This is a genomic window from Okeania sp. SIO2F5 (assembly GCF_010692685.1).
GTDB lineage: Bacteria > Cyanobacteriota > Cyanobacteriia > Cyanobacteriales > Microcoleaceae > Okeania > Okeania hirsuta.
On sequence record NZ_JAAHGU010000107.1, the window covers coordinates 1 to 26172 of the forward strand.

The window sequence follows — 26172 nt, forward strand, 5'->3', positions numbered from 1 at the left end:
GTAAACAATTTCAAGCTATAAACTGTAAATTATCAATACCATTACAGACATCCTTAAAACTTTAAGGTTTAGCGATCGCCTAATTTATGAAAAATACAGCTCATACAGTTACTTTTATATTACATTGCAAATATCTATGTAACATGTAAAGATGCCAGCGCTCATTGCTATATTTAATCAGCAAGCCCTATTTACTACACCAGTACGCGGGCAAGATGTCCGCACTACAAGCACTTTACCATTCATACTTGTACCTCATTAACCTGAAATATGCTGTAAAACTCAGACAACGTAATATTTCCCTTCTTCCTTCTTCTTTCTTCCTTCTTCCTTCTGATTCCTTCTCAATCTAACAATATACTCTCAGGACCACCAGAAGGTTCATCCCTAATCATGTTCTCTAACTCAAACGTATACAGTTTATAAATATCATCAACAACATCATTAGGGTCATCAAATACATCCTCACTTGCGTCAAATTCTACTTGACCACTACTACTAGCAACTTCTAAATTTTTAATGTATGTAATACCAGCTTTTATAACTTCAGGTCTAGGTAACTCTCGTCTGAAAGTCAAATCAAAATCAAACTCTTTGAGCAAACTCTCAAAATAATTAACATTTTGCCCACTACTATACCGCTTTTGCAACTTATTAAAATCAAGACTATCACCACTCGAAACATTATCAGAATCAGAACTAGAATCAGATTCACCTCCTGCCTCAAGACTCCCGCCACATAAAGGTTTACTCTGACTACCTAACCCATGACTGCCAACTACACGACCATTACTATCAAACACAGGTCCCCCACTCATACCAGCAGCAGTTTCATCAGTATAAAAAATACTATAACCCAGATGCTCAGGAGCAGGGTTAATCTTTCCCCTAACTAAACCCCAAGCTAAACGGCGTTGTCTGCGAGCTACTCTGTTACGACATCTACCTGTCTGCGGGTCTTGCTCTCTTTCTGGGTCAGGCCAACCGGAAATATATACTCTATCGTTGATATTGACCTGTTTAGGATCTCCTAAAGGAGCAACTGTATAATTGTTTGTGCTTTTAAAGGTGACGATCGCTAAATCTACACCTCTTATTTGATCTGTACCAATGCTGCGTTCAACTATATCTGTACCTGCAATAAAGCGATCACGACAGCCAAATCTCACCAATACTGTTAATTTCGGATTGCCTTTTAGAGGACACCCCCGGTGGTCATTAACATCTTTAACAATATGAACTTTCCCATCATAAGTTCTAATTCCATAATAAGGAATACCTCCCAACTGCTGCCAATACTGTTTACTATCAAGGTGTCTTTGTATAAAATTATGAGCTACAGTTAAGACATAATATTTATTTCCTGTTTTAGCAATAATTACCCCTGAACCTGGATTCCAAATCCCTGATTTTTGTAATGGGTTATTACGATTTTCTTCTAAATCTTGTCGTAATTCAGGGGTTAGTGCAGGAGCAATTAATACAGTTGTTTGTCTAGCTATAGAATTAATTTCCTCTATTGAAAGTTCTGCCACAGCAGGAGTTGATGCTAGACAACTAAGGAAGATTCCACCGATAAAGATAGATAATTTTTGAGTTTTTTTTATGAAAAAATATAGCATTTGCCCCCCTGCATCTATTACATAATTTTTTTCATTAAACCTACTTTATATTTTATGATGTTTCAATTACCTATAATAGATCTGGTTTTTTATCCCGAATACGAGTTTCTAGATCAAAATTAAAAATTTCATATATATTGTCTATCTTATCATTAGGGTCTTCAAACCCGCCCTCTTTTGTTTGATTTGGATCGATCAATTCAGGTGTTTGATTTGGAGTTATCAATTCAGGATTTTCTAATATTGTTATATCTGATTTTCTCGACATAGAATTTTCGATTTGGCTACTTACACCAGGAATCTTAATTTGAGGAATTTTTGTTATTTCTGATTGAATTATCCTTTGTGAAGGAGCATCTAATTTAAAAGATAAATTCATTTCTATCTCCTGAATCAACTTTCGAGAATAATTAACATTTTGGGCACTACTATACATTTTCTGTAAATCATAAATTGATTTTGAAGTATCATCCAAGTCTAATGTAGAATTATTTGGATTTTTATTTGAGCCATTCTCTAAGTTCTTTTGAGATTCAAATTCTGGATATCCTGGGAAATCACCTTGCCTCTTCTGATCTTCATTTTTCAACCTAGTATTTTCAGACTCAAACACGTTAAAAGGGTCTGAATTATTTCCTGCCTCAAATTTATTTTTTGAAGTAGAATTATTATTAGATATTGGTTCATATATTTGTCCGCAAATAGGTTTATTTGTCGAGCCTCGTCCGTGAATTCCAACTAGCTCTCCGCCACTATTAAACACAGGACCACCACTCATCCCTGGACGAGTATAATCTGTATAATATAAGCTATAACCATTATCCTTTTCAGTAACAGGAATAGAAGCTTTTAATGGTCCCCATGCTAGGTGTCTTTGCCTTTCAGGTGCAGGATCTTTACAAATTATTTTTCCTTGGGAATCTAATTGCATAGTTCCATCAAGTTTTAGCTTCGGTTCCGCTTCAATTTTCGGCCAACCAGAAATATAAACAATATCTTCTTCTTGTAATTTACTAGCATCTCCTAAGGTCACAACAGGATAGTTTTTTTTACTTTCAAAACTAACTATTGCTAAATCATAGCCATTTATTTCTTGATTGTTAAAACAACCAAATCTTACTAAAGCGGTTTCTACTTTTTTATTTTTTATTGCTTCTAAGAATCTATTAGTACATTCTCTACCATCGTTGATTTTTGTAACTTGATGAACTTTTTTGTCACTTGTTAGTATGCCATAATGTGCATCTTGACTTACTTGTTCCTGACTAAAGTTATGAGTTACTGTCAAAATATAGTATGTTTTATCTTGTTTAGCAATAATTACTCCTGAACCTACTGTCCATCTAGCTACAGGTTTTCTTTTTAATAAATCATCTTTTTCAGGTTCACTTAACCTGGGGGCAATTAGAACAGTAGTTTGTTTAGATATGGAGTTAATTTCTTCTACTGTTAATTTTCTAGGAACTGCATCTACTCCCTTACCAATACTGAGAATAATTCCAGTCAGAGAGGCAGTAAATATATCTCTTTTTTTTATCATATTTTTTCACACCTATTCCAAATTTTTGTGTCAAAAAAAATCTCAAATAACTAATTTTAATCACCAGACAAATCACTAATATTTGTCTTTACTATCTCTGCAAAATCATCCCGTTGATTCAACTTAGCAATAGGAATTGCCCAGCTAGCACTCAGGAATTCATCAAGTAGCTCTTCTGATGGTTGACTACCATCAGAAAATCGATAAGCATCAAAGCCACCAAAAGCATACTTTGCCCGACCAATAATCCCAACTAACTCACCATTTTGATTCAAAACTGGTCCCCCACTCATCCCAATTTCAATCTCATTACTCATGCCAATTTTATAACCTCTCTCCAAGGATAAATTAAGTAGATGAATAACCTTACCCTTAGTCAAATTATATGGTTTAATTCCTAAATCTACAGTAGTAACTAAATTTACTGCCTTCCTTTCATAGTTAGGAAATCCAGCCACATAAACTTGTTCTCCTAAACTTAAGTTAAAATTAGCATTGACAACAGCAACTTTATACTCATTATTTGTGGAAAATTTAACTATTGCCAAATCCAGTTCTCTAAAATTAAATCTAGTATCTTTATGAGCAGTATATTCTTTTCCATCTACAGTTAAAACTGCAAATTTATTTTCTTGATTTGAATCAAGTACATGAGCGCAAGTTAGAACAAAATACTCGCTACCTTTCCGAGAAATAATCACTCCTGAGCCAGCAATATTTTTCCCGATCAATCTAACAGTCAGAGGTCTAGCGATCGCCTCCACAGTTGGATTATACTTAATAGTAGAAACAGAAACTGCCTGAATTTGCGGGAGATTAACTTCTTCAGAGTTTGATGCTACCTGAGAAAGGCAAAGTTCCCAAAAAGTAGGAATTATTGCCATTAAACTTATCAATTGTTTCATTTAAGTTAGTGGGAGTTTCTTTGTCCCTAAAATTTTTGTTTAACAATTCTCATTTCCAGCCTTAAAACTCCTGATTTTCCATTTTTTTTTGTTCTTCTATAACTTGAAAAATCAACTTTTCCATATCCACCTCCAGCATTTTTTCCTGATTTACTGATGATGCTTTCAACCCATCAATAACTGACAATTTTTCAACCCATTCAAGGCTTTTATTTTCCACAACATCGCTACTTTCAATTATTAACGAAGCACTAGCATTACCTCTGAGAGAACTTACTAAATTCATCAGAATTTTACCGTTAGTAGCTCTATTATTATTTCTGAGAGTCCACAACAAATTACTAGAGTTACAACCTCCTGCTTTAGCAGCACAAACTACAGCCATACCATTAACAACTCCTTCACTTAAAGGAGGCATCTTTGGTTTTTCTCCCTGTATAAAATGCTGATTAAATCTATCTGTAACTGCCTGACAACGAGCTTCCGGAGTATACTTGTCACCAAATTCTACGGAACCTCCCTTTGTCCATTGAATTAGAGGTCTTTTAGTCGCTTCCTTCCAGGATGTAACTATTTCACCCTGACGACTACGACGTGCTTGATATATGACTAGCGCAGTTTGATTTTCTGGTGTACAATCAAACTTATATTTGTATGCGTAACGGCGACTGTAACGTATCTTTTTAGGGTTGACTGAAGGAGTGGGATTATTATCTGGTTCGTCATCAGATGTACTAAGTTGAGTAACTGTAGTATTTGAGTTTGTGAGTTGGGCAAAACTGGACTGTACTTTGATAACTAAGAGTTGAGCAGCGATCGCTACTGCACAGACCATAGGTAATATTTTTCGGTGTTCCATAATTAATATTTCCTAGCTTATAGTTCAGCAAAAACTTTAAGTTTGCTGTTTGTTTCATCCTTCCTTTCTCTGTTCTATTATTCAGGAAATTCGTATTCCTCATCAAATTTTTCACTTTGTTCTTCAATAATGGCATCAATTATATTTTCCATGTTAACTTCTGAAGATGCTTCTATTTCTTCATCATTTTGACTTTCCATAATTATGCTACTGCTCGCTTTACCTCGAAGTGTGCTCAGTAATTGTCGAATGTCGAATAATTTGAACCATTGGAATTTTGATTGTCATGTCTCAGAGTCCACAGAACATTATTTTGATTACAACCTCCCTCTGGTTCGGTAAATTTTTTCCACAAAGATAATATATTCCCTCTACGGTCTCGTCGTGCTTGATAAATAGCTAAAACTGTTTGATTATTTGAGTTACATTCAAATCGGTATCTAATAGCACGAGGACTATAACCTGTAGTTTGACTATTAGGAGAGTGAGTAGAAATACTCGTTTGAGCCTTTTTAGGTTTATTTTCTTGAACTACTATGATATTAAGCTTAGATATATATAGTGCCTATTTGAGCTTGTGCTGTTAATATTATTGCTAGTAATTGATAGGTTACTAACCGGCACAAGCTAGAGATAACAGGTATTGATTCATCAAAAAAACTCAAATATACCCCATTTGCCTAAGCGCTAGGCAGGAATAGGAGTAAGGATTTAGGGATTAACTGAGGATATTGTTTGAAGCAATACCCCATAAACTAAATATAGCAAATAGCTAACTAAATTCTTCTGATATTAATTTTTGATCGAAAAGCCAGACTTAAAATAGCAAAGATCCACGTCAAAATTAAAGATTCAAGGCTTGACTATACACACAACCTAACATAAGTCGCCAATCCGACGGCTTCCCTACAACTAATCAGAGAAAATCAAACTGTTGTGGTTGAGGATTTAGCAGTAAAGAATATGGTCAAGAATCATAACCAACCCCCATCCCCTCCCGGGAAACAGGGTTAATTTATTGTCACGCTATAGAATAATTGATAGGGAGTGTGGGAAGTGTGGGGAGATGGGGAGATTCTTATATTTGCACAATGAAACCTATATCTATACTACTTTTGTAGTATATAAAATAGGAGATAGGAGACAGGAGACAATTATAGTGGTCAATAGGAGTAAGTAATTGAGTATTTATACTTAATATTTTCCTGAGAATCTGACTGCTGAGAAAGGTCATAATGTAGGAGCTATATAGTATAAATACCTACCAAGTTACGGATTCTTCTACTACTTTTAATGTTACAAATTGAAGTGCGGAATGTGAGTTTTAATTATAGCGCTGCGCGCAGGCAACAGCTCATTTGGGGGAATAAAAAGCTGATAATATAAGACTTTTAGCTATTGGACACCTCCTGCAATTTGTAAATATACCAGCGCACATTGCTATATTTCATATCCATATAAATATTCTCTGACGACAAAGAATTAGCCCTGCTCCCGGTAGGGGAGCAAGAGGGGTGGGAGTGATGCCAACTAGTCCGAGTTAGTTAGACAATTAGAGTATAAGAGCTGATTTATCAAGTGAATATTAAGAGGCTAAATCCCTTGCATTACAAGGGTTTTGGGAGTTTTGCTAAAAACAGCTAAATCCCTGATAGTTAGATTATATAAGGGTTTTAGCTAAGTTTACAAATCAGCTCTAAAGCGGAATGGTATGAACGGAAATTAATCAAGATTGATCGATTCTTTCCCAGTTCTAAGCTTTGTTCTGATTGTGGGCACATAGTAGAAAAATTACCTCTGTTTAACATCCAGTCCGCTTAACCATGAAAAATATTAAAAAATATAAATTATTTTTACTGTTTTGCAGAATGTATGTTAGAAATTAATCCAAATTCAGATAGCAAGGAACGAGTTGGTTAGGACACAGACTGATGATGAACCTTAGACAGGGAAGTACTTTTCCCCACTCTTGTCCGTTCCCTGTCCCCTGCTATATGTAATCTAATTTCGATTCTTGTTTAAATTATTTAGTCAAAAAAGCAAAACATTTGATAGCCTATATAAGGCTGTAAGTCTTATGCAAAGTAGAGTCTAGCTTTTTTTATCAGTAAATTACTTTTGATAAAATGTAAATATATGTTACAATATTAGAGTCAAAACGGTTTAACTGCTTGACATTCCCTAGAAGAATAGTTAATGTAATATACATACCCGGGTAAACAAGTTGACTGTCATATGCAAGACAAGCAAAAAGTTACGTTATACATCCAACCAGAACTGCATCGCAAGCTCAAAATCAGAGCAGCAGTTGACTCGGAACCAATGTCATCAATAGCAGAAAGAGCTATCCTTTTCTATCTGGAAAACCCAGAAGTAGTGGATGAACTAAGTTCAATGTATGGACAAACCCACCGGGTATACACTTGTCCAGAGTGTACGAGTTCAGTTGTAATGCGAGAAGGAGAACTGGCATCCCTGAAAAATCAGCCAAGTGTATTGGCAGACCAAAATATTCCAGTAAATGAAACCCCGGAAACAGAAAAATCTAAAGGTCAACCGGGAGAGCAAGAGTTAGTTCCCTGCTGATGAATGTAGAAATGACTACATCTGATGACTACAAAGTAGTAGAGATGACAGTTAAACCTCTAAATAATTGCTCATTATACTGCTAAGGGTAGCAAGCATAAACTCAATTAAGCCGTAATCTATTGTACCGTTTCTATGGGATCGAGGACTATGAAAGAAGAAATTAAGATTCTAATCCAAGCTCAATATCCTCTGATCTACCTCGTAACATCCGAGGAAGAGCGGTCAGAGCAGGCAATTGCAGCTATAGCTCAACTTAAGCCCCAGTCTCAGAAAAAAGTATTTGTTTGGACAGTAACTCACGGAATAGTAGAGTATGGTCAAAGCAAAAATACTACTCAGCATAATACAGTCTCACCAGAGGCAGCTATAGAGTGGGTAATCAGACAGCGAGATACTAGCAACAACGCTGGAATATATATATTCAAAGATCTACATCCGTTTATTGACTCACCGCCAGTTACTAGGTGGTTAAGAGATGCGATCGCTAGTTTCAAGGGCACAAATAAGACAATTATATTGATGTCCCCAGTGCAGAATGTTCCGATAGAACTAGAAAAGGAGGTAGTTGTACTTGATTTTCCACTACCAGATATGAAGGAGTTGAATCAAGTCCTCTCACAATATCTAGGGAAGCGTAACATTTCCACAGAGACAAGGGAAAAGCTCCTCAAAGCAGCTTTAGGTCTTACAAAAGATGAGGCTGAAAAGGTATATCGCAAAGCTCAAGTAACAGCAGGACGTCTAACTGAACAAGAGGTTGAGATTGTACTGTCTGAGAAAAAGCAGCTAATCAAGCGTAACGGCATATTAGAGTACATCGAAGAGGATGAAACTATTAATGCTGTAGGTGGGCTAGAGGAACTTAAACACTGGTTAAGACAACGTTCTGATGCTTTCACAGAGAGAGCTAGAGAATATGGCCTACCTCAGCCAAAAGGTATGTTAATCTTGGGAATACCTGGATGTGGAAAATCTTTAATAGCAAAGACTACATCTCGCCTGTGGGGTTTACCATTATTGCGCTTGGATATGGGACGAGTCTACGATGGTTCAATGGTAGGACGTTCTGAAGCTAATTTACGAAATGCTCTCAAAACAGCCGAGTCAATATCACCAGCTATACTATTTATAGATGAGTTAGATAAAGCTTTTGCTGGTAGTACTGGTTCAGCTGACTCTGATGGAGGTACTTCCAGTAGAATATTCGGTTCATTCCTGACTTGGATGCAAGAAAAAACTTCCCCAGTATTTGTGATGGCAACTGCCAACCGAGTAGAACGTTTACCGGGAGAGTTTTTGCGTAAAGGTAGATTTGATGAAATTTTCTTTGTAGATTTACCAAACAAACAGGAACGTCAAGATATCTTCAAGATTCACCTAGCAAAAAGACGTCGAGAAATTGAACGCTTCGATCTCGATCAATTATCTAATGTTTCCGAAGGCTTTTCAGGTGCAGAAATAGAGCAAGCCATAATCGCTGCTATGTATGAGGCATTTGCTCAAGATAGAGAATTTACACAGCTAGATATTATTGCCGCGATTAAAGCTACACTACCGTTGTCGAAAACCATGACAGAGCAGGTGACTGCACTACGAGATTGGGCAAGACAACGTGCGCGGCCTGCTGCAGCTTCAGTCGCCGAGTATCAAAGACTGGAGTTCTAAAAGCTTTCTCCTGGTCCAAACAGGAGTAAAGGCTAGTAATCTGTATAGAGTTACTAGCAGTGCCTAAAAAAACCACTTTGACTCGATATCAACTTAACGATGATGAGCAGTGGTAATTTTTCATAAAAACCGTTGTTGTTTCTGTTTTCAGTTAAAATTTTAGGAGGAAACTCGAATGTCTCACTTCAGCACACTGCGTACCAAGATCTCTGACTCTGAAATCTTAAAAGCTTCTCTGCGTGACTTGGGTATCACAGTTAAAACTAACGCTGATGTTCGTGGCTACAATGGCCAACGTGTACGTTCAGATATCGTTGCTGTTCTCGAAGGTGAATATGATTTAGGTTGGTCTTCCAATAGTGATGGTTCTTTTGACCTAATCGCTGACTTGTGGGGTGTTGCTAAAAAGCACAATCAAACTGAGTTGATCAACTCCATCAATCAGAAATATGCCGTTAACAAGACTTTAGCTGCTGTTAAGCAACGTGGTCTGCAAAACGCTAATGTCAAGTTGGTTGTGCAGAAGTAATCTATTTGCGCGTTCCCAAGTTTGCGGGTTAACCAAGATCGGGTTAGCCCGTTTTTTTAGTTATTTTGGCAGAATGAAGAAGGAAAAAGGAAGAGGGAAGAAGGAAAAATATTGCTTTGTCTGAATTTTAAGCTTTTGACCTATCCTAATACCAATTACTATGCATTAATGCTTAACTTAGGTAGCACTTCAATTATTCAGTAATTAACACAAATATAATCACCTTTTTGATCATTAGCACCCTAGGAGTGCATTAATTATTATTATATTTACTTGTCCCCCTATTCCCCTCCTGGGAGTGGTTAAGGGTGGGTCCCCCACTCCCCTGCTCAAGATACGGGTTGAAAAGTTTTTGAGAAATGGTATAACCTTTCCTTCAATGGCTATATTAAATATTCAATTTAAATTAAGTTTGCAATAAGCAAAGAATAATGATAAGATAGTACTATTTTAATTTAATCAAACTTAGTTGAGATAATTAAGAATAAAAACATAATTTGGCTTAACTAAAAAACTCCAGTTATGATAGCTGTAGAGTTGAACAATATCAAGATACGACAAAGAGCAGTAATTTTCATGCAGACAGAAGCTTTCAGCGAGGTTTTTCCTCTGTTTAAGGGAGCAAACCCAGAAACCTTGGAATGGCTACTTTCAGTTGCAGTCAAACACGAATATCCCTCAAATAGAGTCGTCCTTATGGAGGATGCTTGGGGTAATGCAGTTTACTTCGTGGTATCCGGTTGGGTCAAAGTTAGACGCAGATTGTCCCCTGACAACTCAGTTGCACTTGCTATTCTAGGGAGAGGAGATTTTTTTGGAGAAATGGCTATTCTAGATGAGTCACCACGCTCAAATGATGTCGTTGCCTTATCACCAGTACGTTTGATTAGTATTTCAGCTCAAAGATTTATTCAAACTCTCTTCAAAGACCCTCAGTTACATCATCGAATGCTTCAACTTATGGTCAAGCGTCTAAGGCAAACAAATATTCGTGATCAACTGCGTCATAGACCCCCTGCAGTCAAACTGGCTAATACATTAGTTGAATTAGTAGAAAATTACGGTCAGACCACAGACAAAACCTGTGAAATATTTAATATTTCTGACCAAGATTTAGCTGATGTTACAGATATAACAATCGAAGAAACTAGCAAAATCATGGAAAAACTACAGGCTAAGGGGTGGATGAATAGATATACAGAACATCAGGTAATTCACTTACTTAATCTCAAACATTTAATGCATTTAGCAAGTCAATAGACTAGATAAATAATAATGTTTTAAACATTAAAAACTTAATCAAAAGTTTTGTCTAAAAAATAATATTAATTAATATGTGATGAATTAACAGAAAATATATAATACTAAAATCAAATGGAAATAGTTAATATCAAAAATAAATAACCATGACTGAAGCTAGAACAGTATCCCTCAGTCCCACAATTAAAAAACCAGCAATTCAATATCAAGTATTTATGCCTCATCCAGAATCTCATCTGTTTGAGGTTAGTTTGTGTGTCCAACTTGAACAGCTATCTCCTTCATTTCAAAAAGCTGGAAAACTGGATTTAAAGATGCCAGTATGGACACCAGGGTCTTACTTAGTTAGAGAATATGCTAAACATTTACAAGATTTTTGTGCTTATAGTGAAAATGAATCTTCTTTAGATTGGCAAAAGCTCAGTAAAAATCATTGGCAAATAGAAACTTCAGGAACTTCTGAAGTAATAGTACAGTACAGGATATTTGCAAATGAATTAACGGTACGCACTAATCATTTAGACTCTACACATGGTTATTTTAATGGTGCAGCTTTATTTTTTGATATTCCTGGAGCTGAGAAAAATTCCATTTGGATAAAGATTATTCCACCTAAACCTGATTGGAAAGTAGCGACTTCTTTACCAGAAATTCCAGGTTCTGATAATACATTTGAGGCAGTAGATTTTGATACTTTAGTAGATAGTCCTTTTGAAATAGGTACTCATCAATTATATCAATTTGAAGTACAAGGAAAAGCACATCAGTTAGCTATTTGGGGAACAGGTAATGCAGAACCAGAAAAGTTAATTCCAGATATTAAAAAAATTATTGATGTAGAAGCCAAGTTTTTTGGTGGTTTACCTTATGAAAAATATCTATTTTTATTGCATATATCTGGACAGGGGTTTGGTGGTTTAGAGCATAAATTTAGCTGTACTTTAAATTATCCTAGATTCAGTTTTAGGAGTAAGGAAAAACGCGATCGCTTTATGCAATTAGTCGCCCATGAATTTTTTCACTTATGGAACGTTAAGCGTATTCGACCTAAAGCTCTAGAAGTATTTAATTATGAACAGGAAAACTATACTCCTTCTCTATGGTTTTGTGAGGGTACAACTAGCTATTATGACTTATTAATTCCTTTCAGAGCTGGTGTTTATGATGTTCAAACTTTCTTACAAGGGTTAGGGAAAGAAATTACACTTTTCCTAACAACAATAGGACGAAAGGTACAGCCTCTAAGTGAGTCTAGTTGGGATGCTTGGATTAAACTTTATCGTCGGGATGCTAATAGTAATAATTGCCAGATTTCCTATTATTTAAAAGGAGCGATGGTATCTTTATTGCTCGATTTATTAATTAGGGAAAAACATCAAAATCAATACTCGCTAGATGATGTAATGCGCCGAATGTGGGAGCAGTTTGGTAAATCAGAAATAGGCTTTACTCCCGAACAACTGAAAAGTGTAATTGAAGAAGTAGCAGAAGTAAATTTGGATGACTTCTTTGAGAGGTATATTCATGGTTTAGATGAGTTGCCTTTTGATGAGTATCTCAGACCTTTTGGATTACGACTTAAGAGAGAAGATAATAAATGGCCTGATTTAGGTATGAATGTCGTCACTAATAATGGTAAAGAAATAATTAAATTTGTCAAAGCCCAAGGGCCAGCACAGTTAGCGGGATTGGATGCAGGTGATGAGTTATTGGCAATAGATGGTTTTCGGGTAAGTGCTGATAAATTGAGCGATCGCCTCAAAGATTATCAACCAGGAGATTCCATTGAAGTGACGGTTTTTCATCAGGATCAACTTTTGACCCATAAGGTAATTTTGGCAACTCCTAGTCCTAGTAATTACCAAGTGGTATCATTGAACAGCCTTACACTCAAACAATTAGAAAATTTTTCAGGATGGTTAGGGGTGCCATTGGAATCTATTTAATAGAGCAGGGAACAGGGAACAGGGAATAGGGAATAGGTAGGGACGTTGCATGCAACTACAGATTATTATGATTAGGGAAAGAGGCGATCGCCAACCCAAACAATAATTCCCTTGTCTAGACTGACTTTGAAGCATTTTTCCTACCAAAAAATGTCTAAGTAGGGGTTGCTGATTAAATCTAAAAGCATTGACATATAAAGACAAGTGCCTTTTTGGAGTCGAAAAAAGTGCGCCTGTTTCAGTCTAAAACGCTCAAAAAGTTAGTATTTTAGGCGCATAGTTGGGCAGAAAAATTATTCTTACAATTCTTACTTCTACCTCCTCGCTCATTCCCATTTCTCCTGTCTCCTGTCTTCCCCTCCATCGGAGGGGGAGGGGCGAGGGGTGGGTTTTCTCCTGTCTCCTACCCCTACTAAAAGATTTTTGAGCGCAAACCCTAAGTACCATTAGGACTTGTGCTGATGGTGAACCTCAGACAGGGAAATGTTTTTCCCCCTGTTCCCTGTTCCCTGTTCCCTGTTCCCTGTTCCCTGCTATAACATTTGAGAGTAGCTTCCATAATATCTGTAGTTTGAGCTGAAACTGTATAGACTAGAGCCTCGCGATAAACTCGTTGCGCTCCATGATTTTTGTGATTAGCTGCACCACTAGAAACAGTAACAGCAGCAGCAGTACAACGTTGGGCTAAGTTAATAGCTGTTACTCTGAGGTGGAGTTTTTCGGCAAAATCTGAGTCAGGATTTTTATTAGCTAGTTCTATAGAATTTCGACATTGATTAACTTCTGCTGTGAGGGAATGTATAGCATCTGTAATAAAAGCTAGAGGTTTCTTTTTTGAAACTTCGGTCATAATATCTATACCTGCCAAGGCACATCCTAAAGCAAAAGGAGTAAAGTTTAATATTTTTTTTATGTCCTTTTCTTGAATCCAATTTGCAGGTTTAATAGAAACTAAATGTTCATTAGATAAAAACCAATTTTTGACTGTAGCACTAACAGTATTAGTTGAATTAATAGCACATAAAGGCATAACTTCTGAGAAAGTAATATTGCCGTTTGATTGCTCATTTTCAACAAAAGGCATCATACCAAAAATTGCTCTGCCATCCGGTAATTTGGCTGCGATAATAAACTCCTGAAATATACCCCACCCAGTGATCCAAGGCACTATTCCTTCTATATAATATCCACCTGCAGTCGGGAAAGCTTTGACTGGTGCTTCCCCAGAGCGTCGGAGTTGAGAAAAGCCTACTCCTAATAAAATTTTGCCGTGGCTCAAATTGGGTAAATATTGTTGTTGTAGTTGATAATTTTCACTTGCTGCTAATATTGCTCCTGCACTTTGATGTTGGGTTTGGAGAAAAGATAATGCACCAGAATATCTGGCTACAAGTAATTGATAATTAAAATAATCTTGTTGATTTAATTCTAAACCTCCCCACTTTTGGGGAACTTGTAGTGCTAATAAACCTGATTTTCCTAGAGTCATTAAAGCTGTTTTTAATGCTTTTTTATCGCTATCTATTTCATTAGCTAGGGGAGCTACAAATTTTTGTAAAATTGAAGCTTCAATTTGCTCTATATTTGGGATAATTTCTGAGTTTTTAGGAGGGAGTGAAATGGTCATTGACAAATCCTGAACGTTTTTTTACTGTATTATATCAGAATTAATTTTCTTGCTTGACTTGAACAAAATTATCACTATTTGATCAATCTTTTTCCCTGGAGTAAAAGGAAATGAGCTAGACTGTCAGGAAAAAGGTTTTTTATTGCTAATTATCCAGAGTTTATCAAATATAGTTGTAAAGATAGGATATAAATAGATATTATTTCTTGGACAAACTGCTAATATTCAAGGGAAATGTTAGGCGATGAAAATTACTCTTTTACAAAATTATCAAAATACTTTAGAACAGTCGTTAGAAAAATTAAAAACTTCTAATACTCCACTATCAAAGCACGAAGTTATCGAAATTTTATTAATTAGAGATGCTATTCATAAGGCTTTATCAAATAAAATTAAGCCTTATGCTAATGCGATATTAAAAATTGAAGCATTAGACATAAAACTTAGAGAAAATGCTGAGAAATTAATTCAAGATATTAATTTAGCTGAATATCGATAAAATTTTCCTAAACCCCCTAATGCTTGGTGGTGGTATTTAGATATTTATGTTGAGGAAAAAGCAAAAAAATCCCACCCTTGGAATCGTTTTGATGGGTTAATTAAAGTCATCAGAGTTATGGTTTGGACGGGAAATTTAGCTCTTTTAGGAACCTTGGCTAGTCTTTTTCTGAGTAGTGGTTCCGGGTTAGGGGGTGCAGTAACTATTGCTATTCCTAGTATTTTATCGTTACTACAAGCTCAAAGTGAATTAACGGAAACGGGGAAAAAAGGGTTCGATAAACTTTTAGATAAATTCAGAATTCCTCAATATTTTCACGAGGAGGCAAAGCTTGTTTCTAGTTTATTAATGACGGGATTGTTGTTAGGTATTTGGTTGAATTTACCGTCTATTTCTAATCGCTATAAATCGGCAGGTCAAAAATTACAAGACCAGGAAAAATTAGCCTCGGCTGAAGAAAAATATTTACAAGCAATTAAGTTAGATGGTGATAATTTAGATGCTCGTTATAAGTTGGCAACTGTCTATGAGAAATTACAAGATTTTGACAATGCGAAGAAACAATACATAATTGCAGCTAAAGGTGGTTTTCTGGATGCCTATAATAATCTTGCTTATTGGTATATTCAGGAAAATAAGAATGGGGAAGCGATAGTTTTGCTGACTCAAGCTTTGCAGCTTTTAGAGGAAAAAGAAAGGAGTTTTGAGGGGTTAACTGAGCGGGAAAAGTTGAATTTCTGGACTCAAAAATATAGCATATTTAAAAATATAGCATGGGCCAGATTTAAACAAAAGCGATATGATGATTCTGTAGCCTATCTTTTGCCTGCAATAGCTATTGCTAAAAATTCTAAATATCAGGAACATATCCGAAATCCAGGGGCAGTTTTTTGTATCTATAGTCAGGTCTTGTTAAGGACAGATAAATCATCTTCTAAAGTCAAAGAAAATTGGCAACAATGTCGTCAATTAATCGAATCTCGTCTAGCTGCGGGTGAGGCTATTAATTCTGAAGAGGATGAATGGTTATATAAAGCTAAACAACAATTAAAGCAATAAATAATGGTAAATTCTATGCTGAATTGGAAAGGGGTAATCCAAGCTGCATTGACTTTCATACTTATGGGATGGGCAACACCTGTGTTAAGTAGTCCCGTTCATCGCATAATTGATTTTCAGGGGAATGTCCAAGTAAAAAAGGCACAATGGAAGGGCTTTCATCAAGCTGAGTTTGGTATTACTCTCAGTAATAAGGACAAAATTAAGCTAGGTAGTAATGCTTGGGTAAAAGTTTATTGTAGCGATTTGAATCAATATACAGTGAAACAACCAAGAACATATCTTGTTTCTGAAGTATGTCCTAAAGGAGAGGGTGTTATTAGATTATGCCCAGATTGTAATAACGATAGACTCCGTCCTCTTGTCTTCAAAGAAAAGGGTTTACAAAAACGGCCCTATTTGATTAGTCCTCGCAAGACTAAAGTTTTCAATGACTCATTAACCATTCATTGGAATCAAGTTCCTGGAGTAACTAACTATAAAGTTAAGGTGGAAGGCTTGAAAGAAGAGTGGGAAGCAGAAACCAATGAAGCCAAAATTCTTTACGGTGGAAATTTAGAGCCTGGACAGCATTATATTGTAACTGTAGTCGCGGATAATGGGGTTACTTCTATAGAAGAAGATGATGGTAGGTATAGTAATTTTACTGTTCTAAAGGAAGAAGAAGCAAAGACTTTACGGGAACAAGTAGTAATTATCGCGCAGCAGGAATTAAGTCAAGAGCAAGAAGGGTTGATTTTAGCCTATTTTTATCGAGGGAATAAATTAAATTTTGAGGCTATTCAGGTGTTGGAAAAGTTAGTCAAATCTGGAAGTCAGACGGCAACGGTTTATCAGTTGTTGGGGGATACTTACCAACGGGTAGGATTAAATTTAATGGCGAAGGAGCCTTATCAGCAAGGGTTGGCGTTGACTGGGGAGCAGGAGAAGAGTGAAGTTAAGGCGATGATGCAATGGGGGTTGGGTGAGGTGGAGTATCTGTTAGGTAATTGGGATGAGGCAGCAGAGTGGTTGCAGAAGGCAAGGGTAAATTATTTAGCGTTAGGCAAGCAGCTAAATAAGGAAGATGAAGAACTAATAAATGATGCTTTGGGGAGAGATTAATTATGAAAAAGAGTTTGATAAAGTTATCTATATTGTCTGTTTTTACTGTTGTTGCAGTGACTGGTTTTTGGGTAGGGATGCCAGAGCTTATTGTGGAGCAGGCACTGTCTCAAGTTTCAGAGCAAGAAGAGCTAGCAGAGGTTAAAAGATTAGTTGAACAGATTATTCAGTTGAATCAGCAGGGGAAGTATGCTGAAGCTATTCCTCTAGCAGAAAAAGCGTTAGAGATTCGTAAGAGGGCACTTGGAGATAATCATCTTGATGTAGCAAGAAGTCTCAATGACTTGGGAAGACTTTACCAGTCTCAAGGAAAATACAAAGAAGCAGAACCTCTCTACCAAAAGTCTTTAGCTATTCGGAAGCAAAAGTTAGGAGATAACCATCCTGATGTAGCCATCAGTCTCAATAACTTGGCAGTACTTTACTATCAACAGGGAAAATACAGCGAAGCAGAACCCCTCTACCAAAAGTCTCTTGATATTCGGAAGGAACAGTTAGGAGATGACCATCTTGATGTAGCACAAAGTTTCAACAATCTGGCATTGCTTTACTATCAACAGGGAAGATACAGTGAAGCAGAACCCCTCTACCAAAAGTCTCTTGATATTAGGGAGCAACAGTTAGGAGAGAACCATCCCCTTATAGCAAACACTCTCAATACTTTGGCATTGCTTTACCAGTCTCAAGGAAGATATAGTGAAGCGGAATCGCTCTACCAAGAGTCTCTTGATATTAGGGAGCAACAGTTAGGAGACAATCATCCTGGTGTAGCCATCAGTCTTAATAACTTGGCATTGCTTTACCAGTCTCAAGGAAGATACAGTGAAGCAGAACCTCTCTATAAAAGGTCTCTTGGTATTTGGAAAAAACAGTTAGGAGATAACCATCCTTATGTAGCATTGAATCTTCAAAACTTGGCAAATCTTTACTTTTCTCTAGGAAGATACAGCGAAGCGGAACCCCTTTTAAAAAAGTCTCTTGATATTAGGAAGCAAACATTCGGAGAAAATCACCTTTATGTAGCAACAACTCTCAAGGAGCTAGCATTTTGTTACCGCAGTCAAGGAAGATACCCTGAAGCAGAATCTCTCTATAAAAAATCTTTAGCTATTCGTAAGCAGCAGTTAGGAGATGAGCATCCATCTGTAATAAGCCTTTTCAGTAGCCTTGCAGCACTTTACCATAACCAAGGAAGATATGCTGAAGCCGAACTTCTCTATCAAAAGTATTTAGCTATTGATAAGCAAAAACTTAGAGAAAATCATCTGTCTGTAGCAACCACTCTCAATAACTGGGGATGGTTTTACCAATCTCAAGGCAATATAACTCGCAGCATTGAATTTTTAAGTCAAGGACTGGCGATTGAAGAACACAATATCTCCAAAAATTTAGTGCTAGGTGATGCACGCCAAAAACGAGATTACATAAACAAATTCTCTGAAACGACTAATTCTACTATTTCTCTCAATCTCCAATTTGCACCCAATAATCCAAAAGTCACCCGTCTAGCGCTTAAAACTATCTTTGAGCGTAAAGGACGCATCCTTGGGGTTTTAACTAACAGCTTACAAATTCTCCGCCAACAGACTGATGATCCTGACACTCAAAAATTATTGAATCAACTCATTGCTAAACGCACTCAACTCTCTAACCTCAATTTTAAGAAACCTGAAGATTTTCCTTCTCCTGATATCTACCGTCAAGAACTCACTAAAGTAGAAAAAGAAGTAAAAGAACTCGAAGGCAAACTGAGTCGCCGTAGTGCTGAGTTTGGCAATTTATCTCAACCCATTACTATTGAAAAGATTCAACAACAAATTCCTGCGGGCACTGCTTTAGTAGAATTAGTTCACTATCGACCTGTTAATCCTAAAGCCCCCCGAAATGAACGCTTTGGCAAACCCCGCTACGCTGCTTATGTTCTCTATCAAAACGGTGAACCCCAAGCCATCGACTTAGGAGAAGCAGCACCCATCGACAAAACAGTAGAAAAATTACGCAGATTCCTCCGTGACCTTGGATTTACCCCTGAACAACTCAAACACCCTGCCAGAGAACTCGACGAAATGGTAATGCAGCCAGTACGCCAACTCTTGGGAAATACCAAAACTATTCTCTTATCTCCCGATGCTGCTCTCAACCTAATACCCTTTGAAGCATTAGCGGATGAGAACAACCAATATTTAGTCGAAAATTATCAAATTACCTATCTTACCTCTGGACGAGACTTACTACGACAAAATCCCAAAAATAACCGACAAACTCCCCTAGTCATAGCAAATCCAAAATATCAACAACAGGGAGAAATAATTGCCCTTGACAATTACCGTTACATAGATTTATCCGATCGCGGATTTCCATCCCTGAGAGGTACACAAATAGAAGCAGAAACCATCAGTCAACTATTCCCGGAAGCTCTAATTTTAACGAAAACCAATGCTACAGAAAACGCCCTCAAACAAGTCAAAAATCCTGACTTCCTCCATATTGCCACTCATGGATTCTTTTTACTGAAACCTACATCAGAAAACTCAACCAATTCTGATAACCCCCTATTTCGTTCTGGGTTAGTGTTTGCCGGAGTAGAAAAACGACAGAGTGGAGGGGATGATGGAGTTTTTAGTGCTGATGAAGCCACCCTCTTAAATCTGGTCGGCACTCAATTAGTGGTATTATCCGCTTGCGATACAGGAATAGGAGATATAGCAATGTGCGCTGGCATATTTACACATTATTTTTTGTAAACCTTTTCCAGGCTGTACTGTGAGCTGAACATTGTAAATACCTGAGCGCTCATTGCCATATTAGCGCGGGGGAAGGAATTTATGGATTACGTCGTGCTTTCGTTATAGCAGGCAGTGAAAGTCAAATGATTAGTCTGTGGAAAGTAGAAGATGAGGCCACAAAAGATTTGATGGTAGCTTATTATCAGGGATTAAAAGCAGGAAAAGGACGCCGGGATGCTTTACTGGAAATTCAGCGAAATTGGTTGAAACAAGGAGAATATCAACATCCTTATTATTGGGCGAGTTTTATCTTTTCCGGGGATGGGACACCGATAGCGCTAGGCGCAAGTCAGAAGTAATCCCTGACTAAGTTTGAGCGTTTATAAACCTCCTAACCCATTTGCGTAGTACTATACTAATTTAATCAATTTCTACGATGATGAAAGTTTTGATACTTATTTTTGGATTTTAGTAATTATTAATATCGTCAGGAGGGAAAGCAAATACAATTCCTATTCCCCAAGCAATACTCGGTACTAAAGCAAAAATTATTATTTCTAATCCTGTCATAATTAATTTCCTAATTTATTGTAGTTTTGTGTGTATAGCCGTCGAAGGAAGGGTTAGGACAGTTCAAAAAATTAAAACTCAGACAAAGTAAGACTTTTCTTTCTTTCTTCTTCCTTCTTCCTTCTTCAACTAATTATTTATTTGTAAGTTTCTCTGGTTTTCTATTCGATCTATTTTTGCTGTTAATCTAGTTAAGTTACCGTCAATAATTCGTTGATTAGTAACATGATCGTAAGCTTCCCATTCTTGAGTAACTTCTGTATCTTGCCAAATAAACCAGTCCCGATAAATTTCTCCACTATCAATATCATTACATAGAGGCAACCAATCATCTCCTGTAAAATACTCTGTTTCTTGAATGACTAAATCTAGACCAATTAAAGTTAATAATGTTTCTAAATTATTCAATTCTGTCTGAGATGGTTTATGGGTTTTTCTCTGGTTCATAAGTCTGATTTTCATGTTTTTTTATTGTTTTGTGAAAGAAAATTTTAATGTATAGCAGAAGAAAGAAGGAAGAAGAAAGAAGGAAGAAGGAAAAATCTTGCGTTGTCTGATTTTTAAGCTTTTGATCTGTCCGTGCCCTTTGCTTCTACTGCTATATTAACTATTTGATCAATTAGAAAGTAGGGCGGTACAAATTTTTCTAGCTATATACTGAATTTTAAATCTAGTTACCATCGATAAAATATTTGCTAATTTCTGATTTTATTAAGAGTTATAAATTAATTTAAATTGCTAAAATTTCTCAATTAATTCATCCATTTTCAAAATATATATTGTGTATTGAATCTACATTTTTCAAGGTATATTAAAAAATACTTCTGTAATTTATGAATCTTCAGTTTATCAAAATAATATGGGTCTAAAGCCCCACCTTTTAAGGCGAAATATTTTTGGAGAGTTGCTCAAATGCCCGTTAAAAAAATAACTTCTGACTTCTGACTTCTAACTTCTGACTTCGTTAAGAACCTTCTGCTATTGCTGAATTAGTATTATCATAAAACTCTAAACTATCTGGAATTTGAGCCTCAATCTCAGATATTCTTTGCTCAATCTCAGCTTGTTTAGCAGCAAAACTATCATAACTAAAATAAAAATGACCAAGAACTTTTCCTTGATAACTACGCTTAGTAAATTGCCAACCAGGTTCTAGAAAAATTTTCATCATTCCATTACTAAGTCCGCGACTTCTACCAATCAATTTTTTATCTCCTGTCAAGGAAATGCCAAATAATTTAATTTCACCACCAACATTTTGCAAAATTAATCTATGACTAACTGATAAATCATTACCATCTACCCGAATTGAATAGCCATTACTATCAGTAGCTCTTCCACAAATGCCAGAAAAATTAAAGTTTAATAGCAAAGGCTCAACTAAAATTGGATATAATCCTGCTTCACTTTCACTCCAGCAAGGTCTTTCATTAGAACGCTGTTCTAAAATAATTAGTTTATAACTAGAATATCCGTTTAGATCGCTCAGAGGCATTGCCATGGCAACAACTTTATTTTGGTCAATTTCTACCTCGTCAAAAGTAAAATTTGCTTGGGCAGATATCGCAGTATTAATAGTAAAAAATATTGTGCTAAAAATAGTTAAAATTGAACGATGAAAAATATTTTTCATTGGCTTGATCCCTGTTTTTTGTTTCTCTAAATACTTTAAAAAAATCGGCTTTTTTTTGTAGAGAATATTAGGATTTTAATTAAACCAGATTTAAAAAAATCTAGAAAAGCCTCAATTATGTTAGGCAGTATAGTTTCGAGATAAAAGCAGTTAAAATGTTGTTAATTAGTTAACTTCCTTAAATTAGAAAGAGTTAGCTATGTTCGTTAAAGTAGCATTCAGCACTCAGCTATGAGCAATCAGCTTCTCAAGGTGTATAATGAAGGTTTAAGTCCCCCATTAACAAGCATCACGCGCTTTTTTATCAAAATAATTGGGTCTAAAACTCCGCCTTTTAAAGCGAAATATTTTTGGAGAGTTGCTCACGCATCCCCTACTTCCCCTCCTGGGAGGGGTTAGGGGTGGGTTAACTTCTGACTTGTGACTTGTGACTTGTCACCCCGTGAGGTGGGGGAGTCAAACCCTTGAATTTTTAGCTGACCGCTATTTGCGTTTGCGTAGCATTTTGTAGAAAAGTATTCCGGAACAGAAAAGCTGATAGCTAGTTAAAATCATTTACAGCACTTTTGAGGATAGCGAGGTACAGTTATAAGACTATTTATTCGTATATTCCCTGTTCCCAGCTCCGGTGTTCCCTAATAACTTCTGACTTCTGACTTCGTTAAAGTGGGGGAGTCAAACCCTTGAATTTTTAGCTGACAGCTATTTGCGTTTGCGTAGCATTTTGTAGAAAAGTATTCCGGAACAGAAAAGCTGATAGCTAGTTAAAATCATTTACAGCACTTTTGAGGATAGTGAGGTACAGCTATAAGACTATTTATTCGTATATTCCCTGTTCCCAGCTCCGGTGTTCCCTAATAACTTCTGACTTCTGAGTTCGTTAAAGTGGGGGAGTCAAACCCTTGAATTTTTAGCTGACAGCTATTTGCGTTTGCGTAGCATTCTGTAGGAAAGTATTCCGGAACAAAAAAGCTGATAGCTAGTTAAAATCATTTACAGCACTTTTGAGGATAGTGAGGTACAGCTATAAGACTATTTATTCGTATATTCCCTGTTCCCTGTTCCCTAGAGCAATAAAACTTTATACCTCATCAACTCGATAACTGCTGTAAAATAAATAAAAATACAAATAGGAAGAAACAGTGGAAAAAAAATCAAAGCGCGATCGCGGACGAATTCTCACAACTTCTGGACTGAAAAAACTGAATGAAGCTATTGAAGAATGGAAACAACAGTACAACCTCAGAGCTACTCTTGCAGAAATTGAAGCTGAGTCTGGAGTGGGTTCCGACACCATCAGTAAAATTAGACAAGGGCGAGTCGGTGCAGACCTGAGTAAAATTCAGCAGCTTTTTGCCTCCTTTGGTCTGACATTGGATGAAGCAGACCACCGTTCGGGAAAACAGAGTCAAACTTCAAGTGAAACAGAACCTATTGGAGAACTTTTGCCACTACTTAATAACGAAGAAATAGTGAGTCACAATAGTTCCCAAGTTTTTATCAGTTATTGCAGTCAAGACCCGGATCGAGAATTGGCGCGACAGTTTGAAACGGCCTTGAATGCTGCTGGTCATCAGGTTTTTATGGCAGCAGACCGCATCCGTCTGGGAGAAAATTGGTTTCGGCGTATTAATGAAGAGTTGAGACGGTGTGACTATTTGCTGTTATTTTTGCCTCCCCAGTCGGTACAAAGTGAGTTACTGACCTATCAAGTACAACTTGCAAGGGAGTTACAATTTTCCCGACCCAACCGTAAACCTGTAATTTTGCCGATACGGGTAGGGTTTTCCCTGAGTACACCCCTCAACCACGATCTGCGGGGTTATCTCTATCGCATTCAACAACGGGAGTGGCGATCGCCAGAAGATAGTGTGGTCATTCTGAGGGAAGTTTTGACTCTTTTAGCTACTCCACCGGAGAATATTGCGTCGGAAGTAGAGGAACAACAAGAGACTTTACCTGCGGAAGAAATTAGTAGCATTGCATCAACAAATAGCGCTCCTTTACCCTCTGCTGAACCTGAAATACCGGGGGGACAAATTGATGTGGCATCTACTTTTTATATCGAGCGTCCACCTATTGAAGAACGTTGTTATCAAGCTATTTTGCAACCAAGTGGTTTAATTAGAATTAAAGCGCCACGACAGATGGGTAAAACTTCTTTAATGGCAAGAATTTTACACCATGCTACACAGGAAGGATATCGGACTGTACCTTTAAGTTTTCAGTTAGTAGATAAAGAGGTTTTTAGTAATCTTGATAAATTCTTAAAATGGTTTTGTGCTTATGTGGGACGAGAGTTACGTTTGCCTAATCAATTAGATGATTATTGGGATGATATTTTTGGTAGTAAAGTTAATTGTAAGGATTATTTTGAGAAGTATTTATTAGCTCAAATAGATAATCCTTTAGTGTTGGGTTTAGATGAAATTGATAGAGTTTTTCAATATCCTGATATTGCCGAAGATTTTTTGGGATTATTACGAGCTTGGCATGAGGAATCAAAGCGACGAGTTATTTGGAAAAAATTGCGATTATTGGTAGTACATTCTACGGAAGTTTATATTCCCATGAATATTAATCAATCTCCTTTTAATGTAGGATTGCCTATAGATTTACCAGAGTTTAATCCACAACAAGTTCGAGATTTAGCATCGCGACATAATTTGAATTGGTCGGAGTCAGAAGTTGATAAATTAATGACAATTGTTGGCGGGCATCCTTATTTAGTTAGGGTTGCTTTATATCATATTTCTAAACAAGATTTAACTCTGGAAGATTTGCCGGAAAATGTAACTGCTGAAACGGGAATTTATAGCGACCATTTACGACGACATTTGTGGAATTTAGAAGAATATCCAGAGTTAGCTGAAGCGATGAAAAATGCGATTTCTGAAAATTATAATGGGCAGTTAACAGGAATGTTGGGTTTTAAGTTAGATAGTTTAGGTTTGGTGAAATGGCAGAGTAATAAATGTTATCCCAGATGTGAGTTATATCGTCAGTATTTTCAAGCGCATTTGTTATCGGAGAAGTAAGAAGTAAGAAGGAAGAAGTAAGAAGGAAGAAGTAAGAAGTAAGAAGGAAAAAGTAAGAAGGAAGAAGTAAGAAGGAAGAAGTAAGAAGGAAGAAGGAAGAAGGAAGAAGTAAGAAGGAAGAAGGAAGAAGTAAGAAGGAAGAAGGTGTTTAGTTATAAATAAAAGATGGAGGAGTCAGGAGTCAACCCACCCCTAACCCCTCCCAGGAGGGGAGGGGAACGACCGAGTCAGGAGGAAAAAAGAAGGGAGTTTAGTTATTTAGGAGAGAAGGAAGAACTAAAGGTACTGGTGGATTATAATGGTATAGCTAGTGGGAGCTCTTGCTCCCGTTCTAACTGTTGCTTGTTCCCGTTCTAATGATTTCTATGTGCTACGCAAACAGATATTCCTAAGTTAAAAGTAGTAATAGCAGTTACTATAGTATTATACCAAAACAATACTTGAAACAAAAATTGCTTTGAAAGAAGCTTTGAAGACATATCAAGGAGATGTTAAACACCAGAATGTTAAGGAAAAAATAGAGCAACTTTCTCAACTTAATCCTATAGTATAACCTACCCATAGCTCCCTTCTAGAATCTCAAGATTGGCTATTAATTAGTGCCCCTTCTTTTCCTCAAGGGGAGAAACTTTCTAATGGTAAATATGCTTATACTCTGGGAAGGTTAGCATTTAATATGTTTGAACCTACCAATTTAAAGTTAGTTATTGATTCTGTTAGACAACCTGTTGTGTTGTTAGGAGAAGGGAAAAAACGTAGCCATGATATTGTAGTTGAGTTTAGTATTATTGATGAATTATTCCCACCATTAAAAGTTATCGTTCGTAATTTAGGTGTTTGTTATCCTGCCGATAATAAAACCTTACAAGTCGAATAGACATCTCCGGAAATAGTCGAACACTTACTATAACTATCTTTTAGGAAGCGATAGCGTACGCTTAACCGGAGGTGATCGCAAATGCTTAAGATAGTTAATTTTCACGGTAAACTCAGTGTTATAG

The 26172-nt window shown here is 36.6% G+C and carries 21 protein-coding genes; 13 read left to right on the forward strand and 8 right to left on the reverse strand.

Features of this window, described 5'->3' with window-relative positions:
* Positions 1-344: 344 nt before the first annotated feature.
* The 5 genes from F6K27_RS24385 to F6K27_RS24405 all read right to left on the reverse strand — a co-directional run bounded on the left by F6K27_RS24385 (position 345) and on the right by F6K27_RS24405 (position 5126).
* A complete protein-coding gene (locus F6K27_RS24385) occupies positions 345-1622 on the reverse strand; it encodes a serine protease (RefSeq protein ID WP_287278763.1) in 1278 nt (425 codons plus the stop codon).
* A gap of 70 nt (positions 1623-1692) precedes the next feature.
* Positions 1693-3162, reverse strand: a complete 1470-nt coding sequence (locus F6K27_RS24390) for a serine protease (RefSeq protein WP_287278765.1) — start codon at positions 3160-3162, stop codon at positions 1693-1695.
* 56 nt (positions 3163-3218) lie between these two features.
* Positions 3219-4067 (reverse strand): serine protease, encoded by an 849-nt coding sequence (locus tag F6K27_RS24395; RefSeq protein WP_124154426.1) that lies wholly within the window; start codon positions 4065-4067, stop codon positions 3219-3221.
* Positions 4068-4128: 61 nt separating this feature from the next.
* Positions 4129-4926, reverse strand: a complete 798-nt coding sequence (locus tag F6K27_RS24400) for a COP23 domain-containing protein (protein ID WP_124154427.1) — start codon at positions 4924-4926, stop codon at positions 4129-4131.
* Between the two features lie 77 nt (positions 4927-5003).
* Positions 5004-5126 carry a hypothetical protein gene (locus F6K27_RS24405; RefSeq protein WP_275670343.1) on the reverse strand — a complete coding sequence of 41 codons (123 nt, stop codon included), beginning with the start codon at positions 5124-5126 and terminating at the stop codon, positions 5004-5006.
* 1489 nt (positions 5127-6615) lie between these two features.
* Here F6K27_RS24405 and F6K27_RS24410 point away from each other — a divergent pair.
* The 6 genes from F6K27_RS24410 (at position 6616) to F6K27_RS24435 (ending at position 12915) form a co-directional block, all read left to right on the forward strand.
* Complete coding sequence (locus F6K27_RS24410; protein ID WP_353736064.1) at positions 6616-6747, forward strand: zinc ribbon domain-containing protein; 132 nt, start codon at positions 6616-6618, stop codon at positions 6745-6747.
* Positions 6748-7161: 414 nt separating this feature from the next.
* Positions 7162-7512 (forward strand): hypothetical protein, encoded by a 351-nt coding sequence (locus F6K27_RS24415; RefSeq protein ID WP_287278767.1) that lies wholly within the window; start codon positions 7162-7164, stop codon positions 7510-7512.
* A gap of 150 nt (positions 7513-7662) precedes the next feature.
* Positions 7663-9180, forward strand: a complete 1518-nt coding sequence (locus F6K27_RS24420) for an AAA family ATPase (RefSeq protein ID WP_287278769.1) — start codon at positions 7663-7665, stop codon at positions 9178-9180.
* Between the two features lie 175 nt (positions 9181-9355).
* Positions 9356-9709 carry a DUF1257 domain-containing protein gene (locus tag F6K27_RS24425; RefSeq protein ID WP_124144550.1) on the forward strand — a complete coding sequence of 118 codons (354 nt, stop codon included), beginning with the start codon at positions 9356-9358 and terminating at the stop codon, positions 9707-9709.
* Between the two features lie 576 nt (positions 9710-10285).
* Positions 10286-10969, forward strand: a complete 684-nt coding sequence (locus F6K27_RS24430) for a Crp/Fnr family transcriptional regulator (RefSeq protein ID WP_124144584.1) — start codon at positions 10286-10288, stop codon at positions 10967-10969.
* Positions 10970-11115: 146 nt separating this feature from the next.
* Positions 11116-12915, forward strand: a complete 1800-nt coding sequence (locus tag F6K27_RS24435) for a M61 family metallopeptidase (protein ID WP_287278770.1) — start codon at positions 11116-11118, stop codon at positions 12913-12915.
* 436 nt (positions 12916-13351) lie between these two features.
* On the opposite strand, the gene F6K27_RS24440 is transcribed toward F6K27_RS24435, so the two are convergent.
* Positions 13352-14542, reverse strand: a complete 1191-nt coding sequence (locus F6K27_RS24440; protein WP_287278771.1) for an acyl-CoA dehydrogenase family protein — start codon at positions 14540-14542, stop codon at positions 13352-13354.
* A 244-nt stretch (positions 14543-14786) separates the two neighbouring features.
* Here F6K27_RS24440 and F6K27_RS24445 point away from each other — a divergent pair, with 244 nt between their 5' ends.
* The 5 genes from F6K27_RS24445 to F6K27_RS24465 all read left to right on the forward strand — a co-directional run bounded on the left by F6K27_RS24445 (position 14787) and on the right by F6K27_RS24465 (position 20289).
* A complete protein-coding gene (locus F6K27_RS24445) occupies positions 14787-15041 on the forward strand; it encodes a hypothetical protein (RefSeq protein ID WP_287278773.1) in 255 nt (84 codons plus the stop codon).
* A 117-nt stretch (positions 15042-15158) separates the two neighbouring features.
* Positions 15159-16100, forward strand: a complete 942-nt coding sequence (locus F6K27_RS24450) for a hypothetical protein (protein WP_287278775.1) — start codon at positions 15159-15161, stop codon at positions 16098-16100.
* A 15-nt stretch (positions 16101-16115) separates the two neighbouring features.
* Entirely contained in the window at positions 16116-17204 is a 1089-nt protein-coding gene (locus tag F6K27_RS24455; RefSeq protein ID WP_287278777.1) for a hypothetical protein, read from the forward strand.
* Positions 17205-17206: 2 nt separating this feature from the next.
* Entirely contained in the window at positions 17207-19948 is a 2742-nt protein-coding gene (locus F6K27_RS24460) for a tetratricopeptide repeat protein (protein ID WP_287278778.1), read from the forward strand.
* Positions 19949-20007: 59 nt separating this feature from the next.
* Positions 20008-20289 carry a CHAT domain-containing protein gene (locus F6K27_RS24465; protein WP_375339707.1) on the forward strand — a complete coding sequence of 94 codons (282 nt, stop codon included), beginning with the start codon at positions 20008-20010 and terminating at the stop codon, positions 20287-20289.
* A gap of 340 nt (positions 20290-20629) precedes the next feature.
* Here F6K27_RS24465 and F6K27_RS24470 read toward each other — a convergent pair whose 3' ends face one another.
* Both F6K27_RS24470 and F6K27_RS24475 read right to left on the reverse strand, forming a co-directional pair.
* The gene (locus F6K27_RS24470; protein WP_287278780.1) at positions 20630-20962 is read right to left on the reverse strand and encodes a hypothetical protein; all 333 of its coding nucleotides are present in this window, start codon (positions 20960-20962) and stop codon (positions 20630-20632) included.
* Between the two features lie 502 nt (positions 20963-21464).
* Complete coding sequence (locus tag F6K27_RS24475; protein WP_287278782.1) at positions 21465-22133, reverse strand: DUF3747 domain-containing protein; 669 nt, start codon at positions 22131-22133, stop codon at positions 21465-21467.
* A gap of 1142 nt (positions 22134-23275) precedes the next feature.
* On the opposite strand from F6K27_RS24475, the gene F6K27_RS24480 reads away from it, so the two are divergent.
* Together F6K27_RS24480 and F6K27_RS24485 are read left to right on the forward strand one after the other, a co-directional pair.
* Positions 23276-25171, forward strand: a complete 1896-nt coding sequence (locus F6K27_RS24480) for an AAA-like domain-containing protein (protein ID WP_124144545.1) — start codon at positions 23276-23278, stop codon at positions 25169-25171.
* A gap of 676 nt (positions 25172-25847) precedes the next feature.
* Positions 25848-26048, forward strand: a complete 201-nt coding sequence (locus F6K27_RS24485) for a hypothetical protein (RefSeq protein ID WP_287278784.1) — start codon at positions 25848-25850, stop codon at positions 26046-26048.
* The last annotated feature ends 124 nt before the right edge of the window (positions 26049-26172 follow it).